Source organism: Amycolatopsis albidoflavus (assembly GCF_039525725.1).
In the GTDB taxonomy this organism is placed as follows: domain Bacteria; phylum Actinomycetota; class Actinomycetes; order Mycobacteriales; family Pseudonocardiaceae; genus Amycolatopsis; species Amycolatopsis albidoflava.
Window position 1 is genome coordinate 161,563 of sequence record NZ_BAAAHV010000023.1, and the last position, 23,156, is coordinate 184,718.

The 23,156-nt window shown below is 68.3% G+C and carries 22 protein-coding genes; 6 read left to right on the top strand and 16 right to left on the bottom strand.

Going from position 1 to position 23,156, the window contains the following annotated elements:
* Positions 1 to 198 precede the first annotated feature (198 nt).
* The gene (locus tag ABD156_RS37970) at positions 199 to 1,743 is read right to left on the bottom strand and encodes a DUF6801 domain-containing protein (RefSeq protein WP_344285772.1); all 1,545 of its coding nucleotides are present in this window, start codon (positions 1,741 to 1,743) and stop codon (positions 199 to 201) included.
* A 229-nt stretch (positions 1,744 to 1,972) separates the two neighbouring features.
* Between ABD156_RS37970 and ABD156_RS37975 the strand changes: the two genes are divergently transcribed.
* Positions 1,973 to 2,923, top strand: a complete 951-nt coding sequence (locus ABD156_RS37975; protein ID WP_344285775.1) for an RCC1 domain-containing protein — start codon at positions 1,973 to 1,975, stop codon at positions 2,921 to 2,923.
* Between the two features lie 47 nt (positions 2,924 to 2,970).
* On the opposite strand, the gene ABD156_RS37980 is transcribed toward ABD156_RS37975, so the two are convergent.
* The 15 genes from ABD156_RS37980 to ABD156_RS38050 all read right to left on the bottom strand — a co-directional run bounded on the left by ABD156_RS37980 (position 2,971) and on the right by ABD156_RS38050 (position 18,923).
* On the bottom strand, positions 2,971 to 3,582 hold the full coding sequence (locus tag ABD156_RS37980) for a DUF6801 domain-containing protein (RefSeq protein ID WP_344285778.1): 612 nt from the start codon (positions 3,580 to 3,582) through the stop codon (positions 2,971 to 2,973).
* A 330-nt stretch (positions 3,583 to 3,912) separates the two neighbouring features.
* On the bottom strand, positions 3,913 to 4,548 hold the full coding sequence (locus ABD156_RS37985) for a hypothetical protein (protein WP_344285781.1): 636 nt from the start codon (positions 4,546 to 4,548) through the stop codon (positions 3,913 to 3,915).
* Positions 4,549 to 4,582: 34 nt separating this feature from the next.
* Positions 4,583 to 5,050: a hypothetical protein gene (locus tag ABD156_RS37990; RefSeq protein ID WP_344285784.1), complete on the bottom strand. Its 468-nt coding sequence runs from the start codon at positions 5,048 to 5,050 to the stop codon at positions 4,583 to 4,585.
* A gap of 905 nt (positions 5,051 to 5,955) precedes the next feature.
* A complete protein-coding gene (locus ABD156_RS37995; RefSeq protein WP_344285786.1) occupies positions 5,956 to 6,600 on the bottom strand; it encodes a hypothetical protein in 645 nt (214 codons plus the stop codon).
* A complete protein-coding gene (locus tag ABD156_RS38000; RefSeq protein WP_344285789.1) occupies positions 6,579 to 7,787 on the bottom strand; it encodes an MlaD family protein in 1,209 nt (402 codons plus the stop codon). Before ABD156_RS38000 ends, ABD156_RS37995 begins: the two co-directional genes overlap by 22 nt.
* Positions 7,787 to 8,839: an MCE family protein gene (locus ABD156_RS38005; RefSeq protein WP_344285792.1), complete on the bottom strand. Its 1,053-nt coding sequence runs from the start codon at positions 8,837 to 8,839 to the stop codon at positions 7,787 to 7,789. Before ABD156_RS38005 ends, ABD156_RS38000 begins: the two co-directional genes overlap by 1 nt.
* Positions 8,836 to 9,843: an MCE family protein gene (locus tag ABD156_RS38010; protein WP_377926057.1), complete on the bottom strand. Its 1,008-nt coding sequence runs from the start codon at positions 9,841 to 9,843 to the stop codon at positions 8,836 to 8,838. Before ABD156_RS38010 ends, ABD156_RS38005 begins: the two co-directional genes overlap by 4 nt.
* Positions 9,831 to 10,814 (bottom strand): MCE family protein, encoded by a 984-nt coding sequence (locus ABD156_RS38015; protein ID WP_344285798.1) that lies wholly within the window; start codon positions 10,812 to 10,814, stop codon positions 9,831 to 9,833. Before ABD156_RS38015 ends, ABD156_RS38010 begins: the two co-directional genes overlap by 13 nt.
* Complete coding sequence (locus ABD156_RS38020; protein WP_344285801.1) at positions 10,811 to 11,812, bottom strand: MCE family protein; 1,002 nt, start codon at positions 11,810 to 11,812, stop codon at positions 10,811 to 10,813. Before ABD156_RS38020 ends, ABD156_RS38015 begins: the two co-directional genes overlap by 4 nt.
* Entirely contained in the window at positions 11,809 to 13,050 is a 1,242-nt protein-coding gene (locus tag ABD156_RS38025) for an MCE family protein (RefSeq protein WP_344285804.1), read from the bottom strand. The genes ABD156_RS38020 and ABD156_RS38025 overlap by 4 nt, the downstream gene beginning before the upstream one ends.
* Positions 13,047 to 13,889, bottom strand: a complete 843-nt coding sequence (locus ABD156_RS38030; RefSeq protein ID WP_037712855.1) for an MlaE family ABC transporter permease — start codon at positions 13,887 to 13,889, stop codon at positions 13,047 to 13,049. Before ABD156_RS38030 ends, ABD156_RS38025 begins: the two co-directional genes overlap by 4 nt.
* A complete protein-coding gene (locus ABD156_RS38035; RefSeq protein WP_009074192.1) occupies positions 13,889 to 14,662 on the bottom strand; it encodes an MlaE family ABC transporter permease in 774 nt (257 codons plus the stop codon). Before ABD156_RS38035 ends, ABD156_RS38030 begins: the two co-directional genes overlap by 1 nt.
* 289 nt (positions 14,663 to 14,951) lie before the next feature.
* Positions 14,952 to 15,764, bottom strand: coding sequence for an alpha/beta fold hydrolase (locus ABD156_RS38040; RefSeq protein WP_344285813.1), 813 nt, complete (start codon positions 15,762 to 15,764; stop codon positions 14,952 to 14,954).
* A complete protein-coding gene (locus tag ABD156_RS38045; protein WP_344285816.1) occupies positions 15,764 to 16,759 on the bottom strand; it encodes an LLM class flavin-dependent oxidoreductase in 996 nt (331 codons plus the stop codon). Before ABD156_RS38045 ends, ABD156_RS38040 begins: the two co-directional genes overlap by 1 nt.
* Positions 16,760 to 16,799: 40 nt before the next feature.
* Positions 16,800 to 18,923, bottom strand: coding sequence for a HelD family protein (locus ABD156_RS38050; RefSeq protein WP_344285819.1), 2,124 nt, complete (start codon positions 18,921 to 18,923; stop codon positions 16,800 to 16,802).
* 125 nt (positions 18,924 to 19,048) lie between these two features.
* Here ABD156_RS38050 and rsmD point away from each other — a divergent pair, with 125 nt between their 5' ends.
* From rsmD to ABD156_RS38075, 5 genes are all read left to right on the top strand, one after another.
* Positions 19,049 to 19,615, top strand: a complete 567-nt coding sequence (gene rsmD, locus ABD156_RS38055; RefSeq protein ID WP_344285822.1) for a 16S rRNA (guanine(966)-N(2))-methyltransferase RsmD — start codon at positions 19,049 to 19,051, stop codon at positions 19,613 to 19,615.
* Between the two features lie 52 nt (positions 19,616 to 19,667).
* Positions 19,668 to 20,150, top strand: a complete 483-nt coding sequence (gene coaD / locus ABD156_RS38060) for a pantetheine-phosphate adenylyltransferase (protein ID WP_344285825.1) — start codon at positions 19,668 to 19,670, stop codon at positions 20,148 to 20,150.
* Positions 20,151 to 20,306: 156 nt separating this feature from the next.
* Complete coding sequence (locus ABD156_RS38065) at positions 20,307 to 21,026, top strand: ribonuclease domain-containing protein (RefSeq protein ID WP_344285827.1); 720 nt, start codon at positions 20,307 to 20,309, stop codon at positions 21,024 to 21,026.
* Between the two features lie 153 nt (positions 21,027 to 21,179).
* Positions 21,180 to 21,905: a DivIVA domain-containing protein gene (locus tag ABD156_RS38070; protein ID WP_344285830.1), complete on the top strand. Its 726-nt coding sequence runs from the start codon at positions 21,180 to 21,182 to the stop codon at positions 21,903 to 21,905.
* Between the two features lie 579 nt (positions 21,906 to 22,484).
* On the top strand, positions 22,485 to 23,102 hold the full coding sequence (locus tag ABD156_RS38075; protein WP_344285833.1) for a YceD family protein: 618 nt from the start codon (positions 22,485 to 22,487) through the stop codon (positions 23,100 to 23,102).
* Positions 23,103 to 23,156 lie beyond the last annotated feature (54 nt).

Below are 23,156 nucleotides of genomic sequence, written 5' to 3' on the forward strand. Positions count from 1 at the left end.
TTCGCCGACGGTGTGGTGGGTAGCGAGTAGCCAGGCCGGGCGAGGTTGTCGCTGGTTTGGCAGTCCAGCGTCGGATGGGCGAGCGGTCGAACCGGCGGTTGTGCGAGGTGTTGTTTGTTGGCGGCGAGGATTCGCCGTTTTGCGGCCAAAGCCGGTCAGGTCATTGTGTGTGGCGGCGTTGGCTGAAGGCGGTGTTTGTCAGTTCGGCCGGGGAGACGGGGAGCCGGCTGTGGCGGGATGGCTCGTCGTGGAGCCGGGGGTGGGCGGGGTTGTTTCTGTCCCGCTATTGAGCGTCCGTCCGGTGTTTGGCGCGGTGCTCGGTTTGGGGGTCGACCCTGGCGGGGTCGGGGGTGGCGGGCATTGGGTGTGGTTCGGCTTGGTGCATTCGCCGAAGTTCACGGCGACGACCTTGGCCTGGTTGATGTTCGTCGTGGTGGAGGCCATGCCGGTCAGCAGGGCGTTGAGCGGTTCGGCGACGCCGCAGTGGACGAACGGGGGCAACGTGAAACCGCGGTAGTCGGGGTCCGGCGCGTTGGGGTCGGTACCGACGGTGCCGCCTTGCAGTGCGTTGTACGGGCCGAAGAGGTTGAGGGAAATCGGCGAGGCGGAGACGCAGTCCGGGCCGAGGTCAAGGGGGACGCCGTTGACCGTGGCGTTGCTCATTCTGGCTATGACCTTGACGTGAGTGGTCAGGATGGTGTCGCCGGGCGGTGCGCTGAGCTGCGCGTTGAGCTCGATCAGCTTGGCGTTGTGGTAGTCGGCGGGGAGGAATTCGACTGTGGCGCTCACCGGCACGAAGCCGAAACCCAGGAAGGTCGCCGTGACCGGCTTGAAGCCGACGGACCCCGTGATCGTGCTCGGATCGTGCTGGATGCCGTTGTCGTCCAGCACAATCGTCCAGACTCCGTTGAGCAGGCCGGTCGGTTTGCTGGTGACGGTCGCGCCCACCCGGTAGATCGACGAATTGGCGACGATTTGCACCAGGTTCAGCGGCGTCACGATGGTGAACCCGCCGCTGTCCTGCGGGGCCGCTTCATCGTGCCGCGCGGCGGGCGGCGGAGTGTCCGGGTTGCCTGTGCTTGGTTTGGCGGGAGCTGGGGCGACGAGGATCGAGGCCAGCGTGGTCTTCTGGTTCGGGGCCAGGGTGCACCGGACTGGCGTAGTCTCGCTGGTGGCTTCGGGCACCGGTTTCAGGGCGATGGCCGGGGCACCGACGTCGAAGGTGACTTCGCCGGGGACGGTGATCGCCTGGTCCGGCAAGTCCGTGGTCGCGGTGAACTGGACGTCGCCGTTTTCCGGCAACGGCGTGGGGGCGATCGTGAACGGCGCGGGGATCGCGGTGCTTTTGTCGCCTTGATGTGCGGTCAGGTCCAAGGTCAAGCCGCCGCGGAGGCTGGTGGCGGGGGCCGGTGCCAGTTGGGTCGCGACGGTCCGGGGAAGCGTGAACGACGCGGTCAGGGAACGGAATTTGACCGCGGAGCCGACTGTCGCCGTCGCGGGCAGGGTGGCGGTCGTCTTGAGAGTTATCCGCTGAGGGCCGGCGGGGGCGGCGAACGGGCAGTCGAGGGCGACGTCCGCGGATGCTTGTTGTTCGCCGGACGAGGGTGGGGCGGCCGGGGGCGTCGCGTCGGTCGCGGCGGAGCTGATGCCGGTGAGGCCGCCGGTTCCGATCGACAGGACAGCGAGGATCGCGAGCGCGGCGAAGGTCGTGCGGCGGGCAGTCAGTCTGCGGAGTGCTGGCATTGAGACGCCCTCCTCGCCCGCCGGGAATCGTTCTAGGGCGAAGTTACCGGTGGGTTTACCAGGCGAGCAAGAGGAGCGGCCGCCGGGGTGGATTTCCCTTGGTGGAGAAGGGTTTTCTTATGCTCGCGGGCTAGTTCGGAGCGGTGTTTTCATCGGAATCTGACAAAGAATCCGCGCGCCCGCCGACGGCTGCGAGTATCGCCGGAAAAGTGCGGAGAAAGGGGCTGCGATGGCGACCGGATACAGACGGTGGGGCAGGGCCGCGGCAATCGTTGCCGTGGTCGTCGCGCTCGGGACGGGCGAGGTGACCGTGGCTGCGGCGAGTGAGCCGCAGTTGACGGCGGCGAACGGTGTCTACGCGTGGGGGGTGACGAACGCGATTCTCCGGACGCCGGCGACAGTGTCGTCCGGCGTGTCGGCGGTGTCGGCTGGGGGACTGGTCGCGCTGGCGCTCAAGAACGGCGCCGTGATCGCCTGGGGAGACAACAACTTCGGCGAGACTGAGGTGCCCGCGGACCTCGCGTCCGGGACGAGTCAGATCGCCGCCGGCTGGACGCACGGGCTCGGCCTCAAGGGCGGCAAGGTGTACGCGTGGGGGAACGACTGGTACGGCCAGATTGATCTTCCGGCAACGGTGTCCAGCGGCGTGACGGCGATTTCCACCAGTTCGGTGCACAGCCTCGCGTTGCTGGGGAACGGCCAAGTCGTGAGCTGGGGCAGCCGGTCGGACGTGCCGGACTTCGCGCAGTCGGGCGTCACCGCGATCTCGGCGGGCGGGGACCACAACCTCGTGCTGAAGAACGGCGGCGTGCTCGCGTGGGGCAACAACACGTACGGCCAGGCAACGGTTCCGGCGGCGGCGCAATCCGGGGTGACGGCGATTTCGACCGGGTTCGAGCACAGTCTCGCGCTCAAAAACGGCGGCGTGCTCGCGTGGGGGCGCGACAATGTCGGCCAGACTGACGTGCCGCCGGCGGCGACGAGCGGGGTGGTCGCGATCGACGCGGGATGGAACCACAATCTCGCGTTCAAGGCGGACGGGTCCGTCGTCGGCTGGGGCAACAACACCTACGGCCAGGCGACCGTGCCTCGGCCGCCGATCTGCGGGCCGGTCGTCAGCGGATCCGCGGGCGACGAGTTCAGCCTGGTGGTGACGGATCGGTCGATTCCCTGCCACTGAACCGGCAACGGAGGGGCGGCACTCGGCCGCCCCTCCGCCGGAACGGGTCAGGAAATGGTGCCCGACGGGCTGAAGCTGGTGCCCGACGCGGCGGTGCACTGCATGGTCCAAGGAGTCCAGCTGCCGTCGGACGCCTTGTGGAACTCGAGCTGCGCCGACAGCGCCGTGTCGAGGCCGAACGTCACCGTGCCGGGGCTGGCGGGCGCGGTGTAGGTCGGGATCGACGACGTCGACGTCTGGGCGATGTTCACCGTGATCGGGCCGCCCGCCGGGTAAATCTGTTCCGGGATCTGCAGGCCGGAGGCGTCCGACGGGGAGAGCGAGCCGTTGTCGACGGTGATCGGGACGTCGGCGGTGCCGCGGATTCCGTCGTATCCGGCGGCGGTGAGCAGCGCGTGGACCAGCGCGGTGATGGTCGCGGTACCGGACACGTTGGTCGGCGTGGTGGTGCCGTTGACGGGGATCGTGTCCGGGCCGTTGAACTGTGCGGTGACCGCCACGTTCTGGGCCGGGATGGCCGGGAACGTGCAGCTGTAGGTGGCTGGGCCGGCCTGGTAGGTCGCGGTGGCGGCCGAGGCCGTGCCGGCGGTCAGGACCGCGATCGCGCCTACCGCGACGCCGGTCATCACGCCCGTGGACAGTCTGCTGAGCCGGGGCATACCATTCTCCTTAGATCGGATTGCAGTTCTCGCGGCGATCCTGCGCAGTGGGGACGGAGGTTTCCGCGGATTCCGTTCCGGGACATTCGCCGGGAACGGGGATCGGCTCGGTAGGGAATCCCGGCCGCGAGCCCAAGGTTACCCGTGAGTTCAGTCGGCAACAACCCTGGTCCGCGCCTGTTTCGCGGGTTGGCCACTGGACCGATTCTTTTGTCAGCGGCAGCGTAAACAGTATCGCCGTTTCGTTCGCCGGTGACAATTTCGAGAAGTACGGGTATGCGGAAACGGAGTGCCGGAACAGTTTTCGGCACTCCGTTTCCGCGTAGTCGATCAGTTCTTGGAGGTCAAAGTCAGGGAGATCGTGTTGTCCGGTCCGGACACCAGTGCGCCCAGAGCAAGATCGGCGATGAAGCAGTTCTTGAAGTCTGGAATGGTGTAATTGCCGGTGAGGGTGATCGGCTTGGTGATGTCGACGTTCGCCGCGGCCAGGGTCAGGTCGATCGGCTTGACGGTCGTGCAGCTGCCGGGCACGGTCGGCACCGGGAAGACCGGCACGATCGGGCCCGCCCAGATGTCGCTGATCTCCATGTTCGCGGTCTCGTGGGTGGTGAGGGTGCCGTTCGCGAGGCTGCCGGTGGCGGGCGCGGTCGGGGTGACGGTGACCGTCGCCTTGATCTTGAAACCGCCCGCGAGCAGCGAAATGTGCGCGGTGGACGGCGGCAATTGCAGATTGGCGTTGAGGCCGACTGCTCCGGTTTGATCGTCGACCAGGAGATTTCCGGCGAGAGTCCCGGGGCCGAGGTCGAGGGTGCTGCCGGTCTTCTTGACGACGGTGCTGCCCGTTACCGAGTAGGAGATCGGAATGGGTATTTCGGTCGCCGACGCGGGAACGGCGGAGGCGAGGCTGACCGCGGTCGCGGCGGCCGCTGCGAGCACGCCGATTCGGGCGATCCGGGAAATGGGCATGACGGTACTCTTTCGGCGGTGAGGAAACAGAATTTCATCGGGGCGCGAGATCTGTGACGTACCAGTTTCCGTCAATGCGCTGCGCGGTGACGGACAGTTGTGCGGCGGCTGTCTCCGGAGTGGCATTCCCTCTCGTGGCGGACTGGTCCAGGAAAACGAGCAACTGTGCGTGGTCATTCGTGAGTTGCTGCACGGAGGTGGCGGAGACGCGAGAGGCGAGGGTCAGACGCTGGCCCGGGGCCATGGTGCGGACTTGGGCGAAGAGCTTTTCGTAGGAATCGCGGGCGTGGCCGCGGAGCAGGGTGGCTGCGGCGTTCTCGGTGACGTCGGTTTTGTCGTAGGTGTAGGAGAAGATCTTGTTGAGAGTGAGGCTGATGGCGGAAGTGACTTCGGCGGTGGCCGGTTGATCGGTCAACGCGTGGTTCGAGGCGGCGGCGGACGCGTTGGTGGAGCGGGCTTCGACGGTGCACCAGACGCCGGCGGCGGTGAGGAGAGTAGTCAAGGTCAGGAGGAGTGCGGGGAGGCGGCGGGTGTTGGCCGGGGTGGAGAGGGCGGGATTTGCGTGAGGTGGGGAGGGAGTTGGCTCGGCGTCGGGCGGGTCGGCGGCTGAGGGCTGGGCGGGTTTGGGTTCGGAGAGGGGGGATTGGACGGGTTCGGCGGTGGGTGGTTGAGCTGGATCGGAGGTTGTTGCGCACTGCCGGGGAGTTGAGTCGGTGGGGTGCTGGGTGGGGTCCGAGGTGGTGGACGGGTGAGCGGCTGTGCTGGCTGGGTGGGCAGCGTTGGCTTCCGCGGTGGTTTGCTGGCTGGCGGCGGAGATTGGGGTGAGGTCTGCGGCGCTCGGCTGGGCGGTGCCGGTTGCGGCGGGTGTCTTGGCGGCGGAGGTTCGGGTGAGATCCGCGGCGCTCTGTTGGGACGCACCGGCTGGGGCAGGTTCCTCGGCAGAGGTTGGGGTGGGAGCTGCGGCGCTCGGCTGGGCGGTGGCTGGGGCGGGCTCATCGGCGGAGGTTGGGGTGAGGTCTGTGGTGCTCGGCTGGGCGGCACCGGTTGGAGCAGGTGTCTCGGCGGCGGAGGTTCCGGTGAGATCCGCGGCGCTTTGTTGGGACGCGCCGGCTGGGGCAGGCTCATCGGCGGAGGTAGGGGTGAGTTCCGCGGCGCTCGGCTGGGCGGTGCCGGTTGCTGCGGGTGTCTCGGCGGCCGAAGTTGTGGTGAGTTCCGCTGCGCTCGGCTGGGCGGCACTGGTTGCGGTAGGTGTCTCGCCGGTATTGGCTGCCCGCAGTCGAGCGGCAGAGGTAGAGGCGGAGGCGGAGGCGGCAGAAGCAGCAGCGACAGAAGGACGTTCGGATTCAGCCGCACCCGTTGAGGAATCAGCGGGCCGAGTGCGTGACTTCGACCAGTGCAGAGTGCGTCTCATGATCCGGCTACCCCCAACTGCTCCAGCGCGCTGAGTTTCCAGCCCGACGCTGTCCGGGTCAGGGTCGCGGCCAGGCGAGTCCGGCGGATGGGCTGGGCGGTGCCGTCCTTGGTCACCGTGATTTCCACTGACGCCAGGAGTTTCGCGGTACCGGCTTCGGCGTCCAGGTCGGCGAGTCCGGCGTCTAGGACGTGGCCGGTGGTCGCGGATCCCTCGGGTGGGACGTTGCTGGGCAGGGTTGTCTGGAGTGCGCCGGTCGTCGCGGCTTGCCAGCGGGCTAGATCCGGGTGTTGCGGGTCGAAGGTGGTGACGGTGGTGATCAAGGCGCGGCCGGCGGCGACGGCCTCGTCTCTCGTCGCGCCTGCGGTTGAGGTGGGGGCGGTCGCGGCGGCGTGCCACGACCAGGCTGACCAGGCGGCGAAAGCGGCGGCCGCGGTCAGGGCGATTCCGGCGGCCCACGTCAGGCGGGATTTGGCGGGCGAGGATGCGGTGAAGACGGCCGAGTTGTCTGCGTCGACGGGTCGGGCCGAGGTTGCGGAGTCGTCGGTGGGGGCCGAAACATCAACCTCGGCAGAGGGCAGGGCGGCCTCATCGGAAGAAGCGACTTCCGGCGACAAGCTCAGTTTCCCCGGCGCAGCCACAGCATCTCCTCCAGATCAGTCGACGTCGGAAGACCCCCGGCAAGACCTCCGGCAAGGCCCCCGGGCTTGGCCGGTTCCGGCACTCCGGGATGCGGAGCGTTCTGCGAACCGCGCACGGAAGACGGATCCCCGGCGGGCAGGGTGCAGGCGGCGGAGGTGTTGAACGGGAGCACCGGCAGTTCCTTGCTGCTGCGGTACTTCGTGCTCTCGTACCCCTTCCGGCACGGCGGTGGGTCGAAGAACGTCAAGGCCAGCGACAACTTTCCGCCGTCGGGGGTGATGGCCGACGACGTCGCGGCCACGGTTTTCGGCAGTGTCACCAGCAACTGCTCCAGGCCGTCGGTTCGGGCGCTGAAGACGTCGGCCGTCGTGAGCAGGTTGGCCATCAGGATCGGCAGGCCTGGGCTGGTGTCCCGCAGCAAACCCGTCACCTGGGAAGCGGCGGGCGGGGCAGTCGCGATCAACTTTCGCAGGTCGCCGTCCGAGGAGGCCAGTTGCGAGGCGAACAGGCGGGCGTTTCGGCTGAAGTCTCGCCACGCTGTCGAGGAGGCGGCTTGGGTTTTCAGCACCGTCGAGCCGTCGTTGATGAGGTTTACTGTCTGCGGCAGGTGGGTGGAGGCGGAGTTCGTGAAGGATCTCGCGGTGTCCATCAGCAGTTGCAGGTCTGGGCCGCTGCCTTGCAACGCGTTGTCCAGTTCGTTGACCACCGTGCGCAGGTCTTCTGTCGGGACCGACGCGGTCAGGGAGTCCACATCGGACAGGAAGGTCTGCACGGGGAGCGGCAGAGCGGTCGCGCTGCGGGGGATTACGCTGCCGTCCTCCAGGAAAGGTCCCTGGTCCGTCGACGGTTGCAGGTCGACGTATTGCTCGCCCACCGCCGAACGGTTCGCGACGATCGCGCGGGAGTTCACGGGGATCGGCGGGGCTGAGGCGTCCAGCAGCAGGTCCGCTTCCATGCCGCGGTCGGTCAGGCGCAGGGGGCCGATCCGGCCGACCGCCACGCCTCGGTAGGTGACCTCGCCGTTGGTGAAAATGCCGCCGCCTTCGGAAAGTTCCAGGCGGACGGTGTAGGTGCCGGCACCGAGAAGGCGCGCGATTCCGGCGTATTTCGCGCCGACGAAGGAAGTCGCGGCCAAGGCGACGATCACGAAGGCGATGACCTGGATCCGGATCCGTCTGGTGAGCATCAGTGGCCCCCAGAGGTGAGCGGCAGAGTCGGGAGGCCTGGCGGGACGCCTTGGCCAGGCGGAGGCAGCGGAACGCCGGGGCCGGGGACCATCGAGGCGTAGACGTTTACGTAGTCGCCCTTGATCGCGTCCAGCACGGGGTCGGTGAACGGGAACGACGGGAGGATTTCCAACGCCTTGGGCAGGTTTTGCCCGGCATCGGCCAGGCGGCGCAGGATGGGGGCGAGCGCGCGCAGGTCGGCAGCCAGGTCGTCGCGGCTTCTGTTCGTGACGTCGGTGGCCACTGTGGACAGTTGGTCTAGCGATTGCAGCATCGTCACCAGCTGCGGTCGCTGGTCGGTGAGGGTTTTCAAGCCTGGCGTCAGGTCGGTGAGGGCGTCGGCGATCTGCGAGTTGCGGTCGGCGAGCGTTGCGGACAGGCGGTTGAGGCCGTCCAGGGCGGCGGTGATGTCGCGGCGGTGGGCGTCGAGGTTGGTCATCAGCTGGTTGACCCCGCCGAGGAAGCTGCGGATCTCCTCTTCATTGCCGTCCATCGCCTTCGTCAGTTCGCGGTTGATCGTCTGCAGCTGACCGATTCCGCCGCCGTTGAGCAGCAGGGACAGTGCGCCGAAGATCTCCTCGAACTCAGGGTTGCGGTTGGTTCGCGACACCGGAATGACGGCTTTGTCGCCCAACTGCCCGGACGGGGACGCGACCGGCGCGGCCAGTTCGACGAACTTTTCGCCCAGCAGCGACGATTGCCGCAGGCGGGCGACGGCGTTCGCGGGGAGATGGACGTCGCCGTTGACGGCCAGGACGGTTTCGGCGGTCCAGCCGTCGGAACCCAGCCGGATCGACTGGACGCGGCCGACGGGGACGTCGTCCACCTTCACCGCGGCCTGCGGGACCAGGTCCAGGACATCGGCGAACTGCACGGTGATCTCGTACGGATGCGCGCCGAGGTCCGCGCCGCCGGGCAGCGGGAGGTCGTAGACGCCTCGGAAGCCGCCGGGTGCGGCGCAGCCGGCGAGCGTGCTCACCGCCAGTGCGAGGAAAAGCCGTCGTGCCTTCATCGGCCGCCTCCCGTCACGGCCACGTCCGTTGCCGGCAGCGGCAGGTACTCGAGCAGGTTCGAGCGGCCCTGCAGACGTCCGGTGGCCGGATCGACCGCGTTCAGCACGTTCTGGGCGGCCAGCGGGGCGACGTCCAGCGCTTCGGCCAGCGAGGCGCGCTGGTCGACCAGGATCTGCGTCGTCTTGGCCAGCTTGTCTACATTGGACTTGATCGCAGCCCTGTTGTCCCGGATGAAACCCTGGACAGAGGCGAGTGCGCTGGCGAGCGAGCGCAGCGCGTCGGAGAGCTCGAAGCGGTTCGCGGCGAGAGTGTCGGACACCTTGGCCAGCTGCTGGTTGACGTCCGCGACTTGATGGTCGTTCGTGGCGAGCATGGTGGTGAACTTCTGCAGCTCGTCGACCGTTCCGAACAGGTCCGAGGAGTTGCCCGCCAGCGTGCGGGCGAGGCGGGCGAAGTCGCGGACGGAGGTGTTGAACGCCTTGCCGTTGCCGTCCAGGTTCGCCGCGCCTGTCCGCAGAAGATCCGACAGCGCGCCGTTGGAGTTCGCGCCGTTCGGGCCGAGCGCTTTGCTCAGCGTGTCCAGGCTCGAGTACAGCTGGTCCAGCTCCACCGGCGTGCCCGTGCGGTCGGTGCCGATCACCGCGCCGTCGGCCAAGCGCGGGCCGCCCCGGGCGAGTTTGCCCAGCTGGACATAGCGGTCGGCGACCACGCTCGGCGCGATGACCAGCGCCGTCGTGTCGGCGGCGACCGGGATGTGCGGGTCTACCGACAAGTCGACACGGACCTGCTGGCCTTGCGGGAGAACCGCGGTGACCTCGCCGACCTTCACCCCGAGCACCCGGACGTCGGACCCGCTGTAGACACCGACGGCCCGCGAAAAGTAAGCCGTGACGCGGTATCGGCCGGATCCGGAGAACACCCACCACAGCACGCCGCAGACCACCAAGGCCATGACCAGCAGGAAGACGACGAAACGGTATGCGCGCGTGGTCATTTCGCGCATCCTCTCGGCGGGGTGCACGGATCGCGGTTCTCCGGGATGAGGCCGCACAGGTAGCTGTCGAGCCAGCGGCCGTTGCCCGCGGTGTTGTTCAGCACGCGGAAGTACGGCCCGGCGAGCTTGAGGCTCTGCGTGAGATTCGCGTCCTGCCGTTGCAGCAGGTCGGTCACCTGGTCGAGCTGCTGCAACGCCGGCGCGAGTTGCGCGGTGTTGTCCGAAACCAGGCCGGACAGTTGTTTCGCGAGCTGCTGGGTTCCGACGAGCAGCTGGTGGATCGCCTCACGGCGGTGGTCCAGTTCGGTGAGCAGCAGGTCGCCGTCCTTGACGAGTTTCTCGAAGTCGTCGTTCGAGTTGGCGAGCGTGGTGGTCAGTTTGCGCGCGTTGGCCAGCAGTTCGGCGATCTCGTTGTCGCGCGACGACACCGTTTTCGACAGCGCGCTGAGCCCGTCGAGCGCGGTGCGGACGTGTTGCGGCGAGTTGCGGAAGGTGTCGCTGATCGTGGAGAAGCTGGTCGCGAGCTGTTTCGTGTCGATCGCGCCCGCGGTGTCGGCGAGGCCGTTGAACGCGTCGGTCACGTCGTACGGGGTCACCGTGCGGTCGCGCGGGATCGGCTGGTCCGGGTTCTGTTCCGCGCGGCCGGACGGGTCGAGGGCGAGGAACTTCCGGCCCAGCAACGTTTTGATCTTGATCTGCGCCGACGTCCGGTCGCCGATCCAGGCGTTCTTGACCCGGAAGCTGACCAGCACGTGGTCGTCGTCCAGGTCCACCCGGGACACTTCGCCGACCTTGATCCCGGCGATCCGCACCTCGTCGTCCGCCTGCAGCCCGGCGGCCTCGCCGAATTCGGCCTGGTAGGTGGTGCCGCCGAGGAACGGCAGGTTGTTGTAGTTCAGCGTGCCGGTGAGGATCGCGGCCAGCACGACGCTGCCGACGACCCCCAGCACGAGCGGATTGCGCTCCCGGAACGACTTCACGCGCCACACCTCGCCGCGGTCGCCGCCACTCCGCGCGGCGGCGAAGTTTCCAGGACGGCCTTGCACAAGTAGAAGTTCATCCACGAGCCGTACGAGCCGAGCGTGCCGATGCGGTCCAGCTTCTTCGGCAGCGTGGTCAGGGCCTTGTCCACGTCGGCTTCCCCCTTGTTCAGGTTCTGGGTCAGCACGTCGAGACCGGAGATGCTGTCCTTCAGACCGGGCCGGATTTCGGTGAGCAGCCCGCTGGTGGACTGCGTCAGCTCGGCCAGGCCGGACACCGCGTCGCCGATCGCCGTGCGGTCCTCGGCGAGGCCGGACACGAGCTGGCGCAGGGTCGACACCAGCGTCGCGAGCGAATCTCCCTTGCCGTTCACGGTTTTCAGCACCGAGTTCAGGTTGCCGATCACCTCGCCGATCACACGGTCCCGGCTGGCGAGGGTGCTGGTGAGCGACCCGGTGTGCTGCAGCAGTTCGGTCACTGTGCCGCCTTCTCCTTGCAGCACTTGGACAATCTCTCCGGACAGGTTGTTGACGTCCTTGGGCGACAAAGCCTGGAAGAGCGGTTTGAAACCGTTGAACAGGTCGGTCAGGTCGAGTGCGGGGGTCGTGCGGTCGAGGGGGATTTCGCCGTCCGACGGCAACACCCCGGCGGCGGCGCGGGGGCGTTCCAGCGCGAGGTAGCGCTGGCCGACCATGTTGCGGTACTTGATCACCGCGGTCACGTTGGCGGGCACCGTGCGGCCGTTCTCGAGCGAGAAGCTGACGTGCGCGCGGTTGTGGTCGGTCACGCCGAGGTCTTCGATCTGCCCGACCTTCACCCCGGAGATCCGCACGTCGTCGCCGACATTCAACGCGGTGGCATCGAGGAAAGTCGCTCCGTAACGCTGGCTTCCGCCGACCGAACCGCCGGTGATCGACAACGCGAGAATGACTGTCGCGAGGACCGTGACCAGGATGAAGATCAGGCTTTTGACCAGGGGAGCGGCAAGGTTTCTCACTTCGCCGTCACCTCCGTTCCGCGGTAGAGCGGGCCGACGAGCACGCTGCTCCACATCGGCACGTCAGCGGTCGACATGCCCAGCGACGGCGCGATCAGCGAGGACAGGAACTGTTGCTCCTGCGGGGAATTCGCGATGCCGAGGTCGCCGGTCGACGGCGTGGTCGCCGGAGTTCCGGCGCGCGGCACGACGCCGCTCGGGTAGCAGCGCGGGCCGGTCTTTTCGGTATAGGCGGGCGCGTCCTTGCCCGGCACGTATTTCCCGCGCGACTGCGACACGGTGACCTCGACGTGCAGGCCGGGTTCCTTCGACCCAGCGCCGAGGATCCGGTCCATCGACGGTTTCATGTCGGTGAGCGCCTGTAGAGTGCAAGGGAAGCTGGGGGAGTACTTAGCGCCGATTTCGAGCGGACGGCGGCTGTCCGCGGACAACGCGATGATGTTGTTCCGGTTCTGCCGCAGGAACGTCGTGAGGTCCTGCGACGACGTCGTGACCTGCTGATACAGCGAACCGAGGTCCGCGCGCTTCGCGTCGACCGTGCCGAGGGTGACCGACGAATCGGTGAGCGCGTCGAGCAGATCGGGTGCGATGTCGCCGTACATCTGGGTGACGGTGGCGAGGTCGCGCACGTTTCGGTCCAGCTGCGGCAGGTTCGGGTTGAACCGCCGCAGATAGTCCGACGCGGTCGCCAACGTCTGGCCCAGTTGTGCGCCGCGGCCTTGCAACGCCGTCGACACCGCGGTCAGCGTGGTCGCGAGTTTCTGCGGCTGCACGGCCTTCAGCACCGGCAGCAGGTTGTCGAAGACCCGCTCCAGTTCGATCGCGTTCGCCGACCGGTCCTGCGAGATCACATCTCCGGCCTGCAGCGGCCGCCTCCGGCCAGTGTCCGGAATGGACAGTTGGACGTACCGTTCGCCGAAGAGGGTCTTGGGCACCAGCAACGCGGACACGTTGACCGGCAGCCATTTCACCTGCTCCGGGTCCAGCGCCAGCGAGATCTCCGCGCCGCCGCGGATCGCGTGCACGCTCCGGATCTCGCCGACCACGACCCCGCGCGCCTTCACCTGCCCGCCCGCGCGCAGCTGGTTGCCGACACGGTCGGCCTGCAGCGTCACCGGGACCGTGGTGGTGAAGTCCTTGTTGTAGATCTTCACCGTGAGCAGCACGAACGCCGACAGCGCCGCCAGGAACAGCACCCCGGCGGTGCGGACTCGAGTCTTGTGCCAGCGCCGGTTCATCCGGCCACCTGGACGGTCGTCGTGGCGCCCCAGATGGCGAGGCTCAGGAAGAAGTCCAGGACGCTGATCGCGACGATCGCCGTCCGCACCGCCCGCCCGACCGCGACGCCGACACCCGCCGGACCGCCGCTCGCGCGGAAGCCGTAATAGCAATGCGCGAGCACCACGACGACGCTGAAGATCAGCACTTTCCCGAACGACCACAGCACGTCGCCGGGCGGCAGGAACAGCAGGAAGTAATGGTCGTACGTCCCCGCCGATTGGCCGAAGCCCCACACTGTGACCTGCCGCGACGCGAGATACGACGACAACAGCCCCACGGCGTACAGCGGAATCACCGCGATGAATCCGGCGATCACCCGCGTGGTCACGAGATACGGCACGCTCGGGATGCCCATCACCTCGAGTGCGTCGATCTCCTCCGAGATCCGCATCGCGCCCAGTTGTGCGGTGAACCCGCAGCCGACCGTCGCCGACAACGCCAGCCCGGCCACCAGCGGCGCGATCTCGCGCGTGTTGAAGTACGCCGAAATGAACCCGGCGAACGCCGACGTGCCCACTTGGTTCAGCGCCGAATACCCTTGCAGCCCAACGACAGTCCCGGTCGCGACGGTCATCCCGACCATCACGCCGATGGTCCCGCCGATCACCGCCAGCGCGCCGCTGCCGAAGCTCACCTCGGCCAGCAGCCGGACGATCTCGCGCAGGTACCGGCGCACCGCGCGCGGCACCCAGCCGAGCGCCCGCAGGAAGAACAGGATCTGGTCGCCGAGAGTGTCGAGGAAGCCCAGCCTGCGGTCGATGGCTTCGAGCACGCGCGTCGGAGTCGGGGTGGCCATCAGCTTCCCTTCGGCGGCACGAGCTGGAGGTACACCGTGGTGAGGATCAGGTTCAGCACGAACAGCAGCAGGAACGTGATGACGACGGACTGGTTCACCGCGTCGCCCACGCCCTTCGGCCCGCCGCGCGGATTCAGCCCGCGATAGGAAGCGACGACCGCCGCGACGAACCCGAACAGCAACGCCTTGATCTCGCTGATCCACAGGTCGGGAAGCTGTGCCAGCGCGGAGAAACTCGCCAGGTACGCGCCCGGCGTGCCGCCCTGCATGATCACGTTGAAGAAGTAGCCGCCGAGCACGCCGACCACGCTGACCATGCCGTTGAGGAACACCGCCACGCCCATCGCGGCCAGCACGCGCGGCACGATCAGGCGCTGGATCGGCGAAACTCCGAGCACCTCCATCGCGTCGATTTCCTCGCGGATGGTGCGGGAGCCGAGGTCGGCGCACATCGCGCTGCCGCCCGCGCCCGCGATGAGCAGCGCGGTGACGATCGGGCTGGCCTGCTGGATGATCGCCAGCACGCTCGCCGCGCCGGTGAACGACTGCGCGCCGATCTGCGTGGTCAGCGACCCGATGTGCAGCGCGATCACCGCGCCGAACGGGATCGACACCAGCGCGGTCGGCAGGATCGACACGCTCGCGATGAACCAGAACTGCTGCACGAGTTCACGGAACTGGAACGGACGGCGGAACGTCAGCCGGACGACGTCGAGCCCCAGTGCGTAAAGCCGGCCGGTCTGGTGCAGTGCCGCGGCGCCGGGAAACGCCATCGCCCGACCTCCCAGCAATTTCCGGGCACGGCGGAATGCCCGCCGAACGCCTGTTCCGGTGCTGATCCGTTTGGAGGACCGGGTCGGAAGGAAAGCGTCGGCGGGGTTACCGTGCGGTTTCGTTACTGGTCAGTACGCTAACGAGGGCCTTGCCCGCAGACAAGAACTTGCCCCGTCCTGCGGGGTCACGGCGTCGTAACCGCCGAATTCTTGTGCGGTTGTGACAACTGCCGGGAATGCGGTTGTCAGTGCCGGAAAATAAATACCGGTGCGGCGGTTTCCGGATATTTCAGCGGGCGAGCCAGCGGTGCAGCGAAGCCGTCAGCGCCTCGGGTGCGTCGAGCTGGATCAGGTGTCCGGCCGAACGGACCAATTCCAGTCCGGCGCCCGGGATCATCCCGGCGAGCCGGTGCGCGCGGTCGACCGGGATCCAGGTGTCCTCGGCACCCCATACGACGAGTGTGGGCACGCTGATGTCGCGGTAGCGCGGCTCGATCTCGTCGGTGTACCGCTGGTCGGCCTGCGCGATCTGCCGGTAAAACGCGGCCTGACCGGCCTTGCCGAGCCACGGCGTGACAAGCATGTCGTGCGCTTCGGCGGACAACGGACGGTGGGCGGCGCCGGCGATGTACTCCCGCACGAGCGCCTCGTGCAGGTTTGGCGGCAGCTGCGCGAACACGTCCGCGTTCTCGGCCACCAGGCGGAAGAACTCCGACCCCCACGGCGCCAGCGCGACGACGTCCACCAGCGCCAGCGACCGATAAGCCGCGCCGTGCAACAAAAACGCGCGCAGACTGACCGCGCCGCCGTAATCGTGCGCCACGACGTCCGGCTCTTCGAGACCCCAATGGTCTAACAGCGCGGCGAACGTCTCGCCCTGCGCGGCAAGTGAGACGTCCTGGCCTTCAGCCATCGTGGAGCTGCCGTAACCCGGCATGTCCCAGAGGTACACGGTGAAGTCCTGCGCGAACGTCGAGGCGATCGGCTCCCACAGCTTCGAGGACCACGGCGTCCCGTGGCAGAACACGAGCGGTGGTCCCGCGCCTTGCCGGGACCACCGCACCCGCTGACTGTGCTTGCCCTGCCAGTCGAAGACCTCCATCAGCGCTTGAGGTCCGCGACGATCTCGTACGAACGCACGCGGTCCTCGTGACCGTGCACCATCGTGGTGATCATCAGCTCGTTGGCGTCGGTGTCGGCCAGCAGCTGGTCCAGTCCCTTCCGGACACTCTCCGGCCCGCCGACGATGCTCGACCCGAACCGCTCGGCGAGGAACGCGCGGTCCATCTCGGTGTACGGGTACTCGGCGGCGTCCTCCGGCGTCGGCAGCGCGATCGGGCGGCCGCGGCGGAGGCTCAGGAAGGTCAGCCCGCTCGGCCCGGCCAGGTACTCCGCGCGCTCGTCGGTCTCGGCGGCGATCACCTGCACGCCCAGCATCACGTACGGCTCGGAAAGCACCTCGGACGGACGGAAGTTCTCGCGGTACAGCCGCACCGCCGGAATCGTGTTCTCGGCCGCGAAGTGATGGGCGAAGGAGAACGGCAGCCCCAGCCGTCCGGCCAGCTGCGCGCTGAAGCCGGACGAGCCGAGCAGCCACACCGGCGGCTTGTTGCCCTCGGCGGTGATCGCGTTGACGCCGCGCGCCGCGTCCGGCTCGAAGTAGGAGATGAGCTCCATCAGGTGCTCGGGGAAGTTCTCCGCGGACAGCCCGCCCGGCCCGCGCAGCGCGAGCGCGGTGCGCTGGTCGGTGCCCGGCGCGCGGCCGATGCCCAGATCGATCCGGCCCGGGTGGAACGCCTCCAGCGTGCCGAACTGTTCGGCCACCACGAGCGGCGCGTGGTTCGGCAGCATGATCCCGCCGGAGCCGACGCGGATGCTCTCGGTGGCGTCCGCGACGTGCCCGATCAGCACCGCCGTGGCCGAGCTGGCGATGCCGGGCATGTTGTGGTGCTCGGCGAGCCAGTACCGGTGATAGCCCAGCCGCTCGGCGTTGCGGGCGAGATCGAGCGTGTTGCGCAGCGCCTCGCCGACCCCCTTCCCTTCGGAAACGGGGGAGAGGTCGAGCACGGACAGCGGCACGTCAGGCAGGGAGGTCACGTACAGCCGTAACGCGCGTGGCCGCGATTCCCTTCCCGCCTCACGCGTGCGGCAGCCAGTCCGGGTTCGAGGCGAGCACGATCAGCTGCTGCGTCGCCCGGGTGAGCGCGACGTACAGCACCCGCCGCCCGGTCGAGGACTCGGTGACCAGGTCCATGGGCTCGACCAGCACGACCGCGTCGTATTCGAGGCCCTTCGAATCGAGACTGCCGACGACCTTGAGCCGCTCGTCGGTCTGCCCGGCGAGCCAGCCTTCGACCTCTTCGACCCGGTCCATGGCGGTGATCACACCGACCGTGCCCTCGACCGCGCCGAGCAGTTCCTTCGCCGCGGACTGCGTCGCGGTGGCCAAAGCCGCCTGGTCGACCGGCCGGACCTCCGGCTCGATCCCGGTGGTGCGCACGGCCTTGGGCAGCTCGTCGGCCTGCGCGTGGCCGGCCACGACCTTCGCCGCCAGGTCGAAGATCTCCGCCGAGTTCCGGTAGTTCGTGCGCAGCGTGAAGCGCCGTCGCGTGGTCTTCACGCCGAACGCCTGGTCGCGCGCCTGCGCCGCCTCGTCCGGATCCGGCCACGAACTCTGCACCGGGTCGCCCACGACCGTCCAGCTCGCGTACTTGCCGCGCCGGCCGACCATCCGCCACTGCATCGGCGAAAGGTCCTGCGATTCGTCGACGACCACGTGCGAGTACTCGTCGTAGTGCTCCGGGCGGTGCGGCGCGCCCCCGGAACTGCCGCGCTCCGGGGCCACCTCGACCACGGTCTGGCGACGGCGGCGCTTCGGCTCCGGTCCGACCAGCACGCGCAGCTCGTCCAGCAGCGCGACGTCGGCCACCGACCAGCCGCGCGAACGGTCCGCGAAATCGGCCGCCAGCAGGCTGATCTCGTTCCGGTTCAGAATGCCCTTCGACGCCGCGGCGAGCCGCTTCTCGGCACCGAGCCACTTGAGCACCTGCGCCGGGTACAGCGTCGGCCACCACACCACGAGGAAACGGTGGAAGTCGATGCGCTCGCCGAGATCGTTGATCAGCTCCGCGCGGTCGATCTCCTTGCCGTCCGCCTTCGCGTACTCCTCAGCCTTGTCCGCGAGCGCGCCCAGAAGCAGCTCTGCCACGCGTACGCGCGACCGGTTCGGCGGCGCGCCCTGCGTGTGCGCCTTACGCCGTACCTTCTCCAACTCGCGCGCGGTGAGCTTCAGGACTTCGCCGCGGTACACGATCTTCAGCTCTGTCGGCGCTTCGGGCGGGGTGTCGCGCAACGCGCGCAGAAGCACCTTTCGGATCCGCAGCGAACCCTTGATCGCGGCCAGCGCGGCTGTGTCCTGTCGAGTCGCTTCGAGACCGTCGAGCACTTCGCCGAGCGCGCGCAGCTCTACGTTCGTTTCGCCCATCGACGGCAACACGCGCGAGATGTACGTGGTGAAGACGCCCGACGGACCGATGACCAGTACGCCCGCGCCGCCGAGCTGACGGCGGTGCCGGTACAGCAGGTACGCCGCGCGGTGCAGTGCGACCGCCGTCTTGCCGGTGCCCGGGCCTCCGGTGATCTCGGTGACCCCGCGCCACGGCGCGCGGATGACCTCGTCCTGTTCCTTTTGGATCGTGGCGACGATGTCGCGCATCTTCTCGCCGCGCGAGCGGCCGAGCGCGGCCATCAGCGCGCCTTCGCCGACGATCTGCATGTCCTCGGGCACGGCGTCGGCGATCAGCACGTCGTCGTCCACGTCCAGCACCGTCTGGCCGGAGCAGCGGATGACGCGGCGGCGCACGACGTCCATCGGCTCTTCGGCGGTGGCCTGGTAGAACGCGGCGGCGGCGGGCGCGCGCCAGTCGGTGACCAGGTTGTCGAACTCGGTGTCGCGGATGCCGAGGCGGCCCACGTAGATGTGCTCGCGGTCGAGGTGGTCGAGCCTGCCGAAGACCAGGCCCTCGTACTCGGCGTCGAGCGTCTGCAGGGTCTGGTTCGCGTGGTAGACCATCATGTCGCGTTCGAACAGCATCGACGCCTGCTCGAAGATCGCTTCGCGCTGGGCGCCTTGGCCGAGCTCGTAGCCCTTGGCCCGCATCGCCTCGGCCTGGGTCCGCAGCTCGGCGAGCCGCGTGTAGACCCGGTCGACGTGTGCCTGCTCGACGGCGATCTCAGCCCGTCTCACCCGGGGTTCCGACACGCAACGCTCCCTTGAACACCATGACTTCGCCTCTGGAGGGCGAAGAACGACTCTACGCGCCCGCGCGCGCGGGTTCGGCAAGTCCTGCCCAACGCCACATCGCGACCTTGGGCGAAGATGGCCGGGTGACGAGGATCGTGGCGGGGAAGGCGGGCGGGCGGCGGCTGAAGGTGCCGCCCAAGGGCACCCGCCCGACGTCGGAGCGGGTGCGGGAAGCGCTGTTCAACGCCCTCGAAGTGGCCGGTGAGCTGGACGGTGCCCGCGTGCTCGACCTCTACGCCGGCTCAGGCGCGCTCGGTCTCGAAGCGCTCTCGCGGGGTGCTGCGGAGGCGTGGTTCGTTGAGGCCGACCGTCGGGCGGTCGAGGTGCTTCGCGGCAACGTCGCCGAACTGCGGCTAGGCGGCACTGTGCGCGCGGGCCAGGTCGAGACTGTTGTCGCTGCTCCTTCTTCGGTGCAGTTCGATGTGGTGCTCGCAGACCCGCCGTACGCGGTTGACGCTGCTTCGCTGGGCACTGTGCTCGCTTCGCTGCACAGTGGTGGCTGGCTCGCGGACGGCGCGTTGACGGTGATTGAACGGGCTGCGCGCGACGGTGCTCCGGACTGGCCGTCGACGTTTAAGCCGCTTCGCGACAAGCGCTATGGAGACACGGCGTTGTACTGGGCTGAGTACGACAGCTCATCTGAGGTGTGACGCAGTCGTCACGAGTGCGCGCGCGACCGCGTGGCTTGATAGCGTCCGCGCCATGCGGCGTGCGGTCTGTCCCGGTTCTTACGATCCGGCCACCAACGGACATCTCGACATCATCGAGCGTGCTTCGGCGCTCTTCGACGAGGTTGTCGTCGCGGTGGGGGTGAACAAGAGCAAGAAGGGCCTCTTCAGCGTCGAGGAACGCATGGAGATCCTGCGCGAGATCACCGCGAAGCTGCCGAACGTACGCGTCGATTCGTGGCAGGGCCTGCTCGTGGACTACTGCCGCGACAACGACATCGCCGCGGTCGCGAAGGGCCTTCGCTCGGTCAGCGACTTCGACTACGAGCTGCAGATGGCCCAGATGAACCGCGAGCTCACCGGCCTCGAAACGCTGCTGATGGCCAACAACCCGGCGTACGGCTTCGTGTCCAGCTCGCTGGTCAAGGAGATCGCGGCGCTCGGCGGCGACATCGAGAACCTGGTGCCGCCGGTGGTGTACGAACGCCTCGTCGCGGTCTACGCCAAACAGGACTGAGCAGCTCGGGACTGAGCACCGCCTCCGGCCGAAACGCCAGCCCGGCGGCCGATTTAGCCTGAACGGATTACAGCCTTCGTCGGGACTTCGGCCGCGGCCTGAAGCTGTTCACCTCACGTCATTCTGCGGACTACCCGACCGGGTTACCGTCCGAAAATGACCAACAACCGCAGCCGCATAGTCGGTGTCCTTTTCGCACTGCTGGTCGGTTTCCTGGGGTTTGGCACGGCCGCGGAGGCCGTTCCGATGTCCCCGGCGGCGCCGGCGTCCGTGCAGCCGAAGCAGAACTCCTGTGGGGATCTGTCCGGGTTCACGCACGTCAAGCTGTCCGCGCTGCCCGCGCAGGCGACTGACACCTACAAGCTCATCCAGACGAACGGCCCGTTCCCGTACCCGAAGAACGACGGCGTCGTGTTCACCAACCGCGAGGGGATCCTGCCCTCCTGCGCGTCGAGCTACTACCACGAGTACACCGTGCCCACGCCCGGTTCGAGCAACCGCGGCACCCGCCGGATCGTGACCGGCCAGGGCGGCGAGTACTTCTACACCGGCGACCACTACCAGTCCTTCCAGGTCATCGACATCGACGGCGGCAGCACGCCCGCCAAGTGCGGCGACCTGTCGAAGCTGAGCCCGGTCGGCTACTCGACGCTGTCGGACGAGGCCAAGAAGGTCGTCGACGGCGTGCGCGCGGGCACCCTCAGCGACGGCACGACCTACCAGAACCGCGAGGGCGTCCTGCCCGCGTGCGACGCCGGCTACTACACGCTGTACGACGTCGGCTCGGAGGACCGGGTGATCTCCGGCGACGGCGGCGAACTCGTCTACACGCCGGACCACTACGCCACCTTCCAGAAGATCGATCTGAACGGCTGATCGCGGCGCGGCGGGGCGGTCTCACCGGCGGGCGAGGCCGCCCCTTCCCCTGCGTGCCAGGACACGCCCGGTCGGGTGCTCGTTCACCGGTTCAGGCTGCGAAGCGGGCAGACTGGAAGCCAGTGATCGGGGAAACTGCTTGAGGGAGTGGCCGTGTACCGGGTTTTCGAGGCACTCGACGAGCTCGTCACGATCGTCGAAGAGGCCCGTGGGGTTCCCATGACGTCCAGCTGCGTGGTGCCCCGCGGCGACGTCCTCGAGCTGCTCGACGACGTCCGCGACGCGCTTCCCGGCGAAGTGGACGACGCGCAGGACGTGCTCGACAAACGCGACGATCTGCTGCTGGCCGCGCGCAAGGAGGCGGGGGAGACCGTCGCCGGCGCGAACGAGGAAGCCGAGCGGACGGTGTCGGACGCCACGTCCGAGGCCGAGCGCATCCTCGCCGACGCGCGCGCCCGCGCGGAGCAGATGCTGGGCGACGCGCACAACGAGGCCGAGCGCATGGTCGCGGGCGGGCAGGCCGAGTACCAGAACCTCACCGAACGGTCCCGCGCCGAATCCGAGCGGATGATCCAGGCCGGCCGCGACGCCTACGACCGCGCGATCGAGGACGCCCGCGCCGAACAGGCCCGGCTCGTCTCGCAGACCGAGGTCGTGCAGGCCGCGCACGCCGAATCCGCGCGCATCGTCGACGAGGCGCACGCCGAGGCCGACCGCCAGCGCGCCGACTGCGACGCGTACGTGGACGGCAAGCTGGCCGAGTTCTCCGAACTGCTGGCCACCACGCTGCGCACCGTCGATTCGGGCCGCAACCACCTGCGCTCGCCCTCGACCGGCCACGGCGGCGGCCGCTCGACGCTGTACGACTACCAGGTCTGACCAGGCTCCTCGCGGGTGTTCCGGCCGGTGAGGACGGATGCCGAGGCTCTCGGCGGGCGAGCGCCCCAATGAGGTTTTCTCAGTGGTGCGGTGTGGCGGGTTCGCGTTGTAGCGATGGCTGGCCAGGGGATGCGGAGCACCGCCGGGCCGTGTGGCTCCGTTCCTGGCGAAAGTCCGTGAGGGGAACCCTGAGGGACTCTGAGTCCCTCAGGGTTCCCCTCACGGACCTCGGCATCGCGCGTCAGGTCAGTCGCGCGACGCGGGAACCCCGCGCAAACCGGGGTCTCCCTGCGGGGCTGCGCGGTGGCATGCGGCGCGGGGCGGCTGGCAGCTGCGGCGATGCGGCCGACCCACGCCACGCCGCTCTCCGCTCCCGCAAACGTCCTTCACAGACCTCTCAAGGCCCACTACTGAGAAAACCCCAATGTGGCATTGGGTGCGTCAGACGCACCCAATGTGGCGTTCGGTGCGTCGCATGCACCCAATGCCACATTGGGGCGCGTGGCTGCCGCGCGCCCGGCGCTCGCCAGGTCCGGCCGCCTCCAACGAGGTTGCGGGGCCTGCGTACGCTGGTAGGCGATGTCCGAAAACCCTGCCCAGAACCCCCGCCCCGCGCAGCTCGACGACCGCAGTCCGTGGGTGGTCGACACCCGTGAGCTCGGCCGCCGCGCGGGACTCAGCCGGGAGTTGCGCCGCACCGCGCCCGTGCCGGCCGCGCTCGGCGTCCCCGGCGTGCTCGAAATCCGCGAAGGCGAGCCCGTCGAGCTCGACCTGATGCTCGAATCCGTCGTCGAAGGCGTCCTCGTCACCGGCACCGCCACGGCAGTGGCCGCCGGCGAGTGCTCGCGCTGCCTCGACCCGGTCACCGAGCACATCGAAGTCGATCTCACCGAGCTGTTCGCCTACCCGGGATCGGCCACCGAGGAGACCACCGACGAGGACGAGATCCCTCGCCTGATCGACGACCGGATCGACCTCGAGCCGACCGTCCGCGACGCCGTGGTGCTGGCGCTTCCGCTCGCCCCGCTGTGCCGCGAGGACTGCCCGGGACTGTGCATCGAATGCGGCGTCAAGTGGGCCGATCTCGAGCCCGGACACGGGCATGAGAAGATAGACCCTCGGTGGGCCGCGCTGGTCGAGCGATTCGACGAGAACGCGGGCGAAAAGCCTGCGCACGGCTCCGGAGAGCAAGCCTGACGAGCGTCCAGCTCGATCCGGGAGAAGTAAGTTCGCTCGCATCCGCGAGCAGAC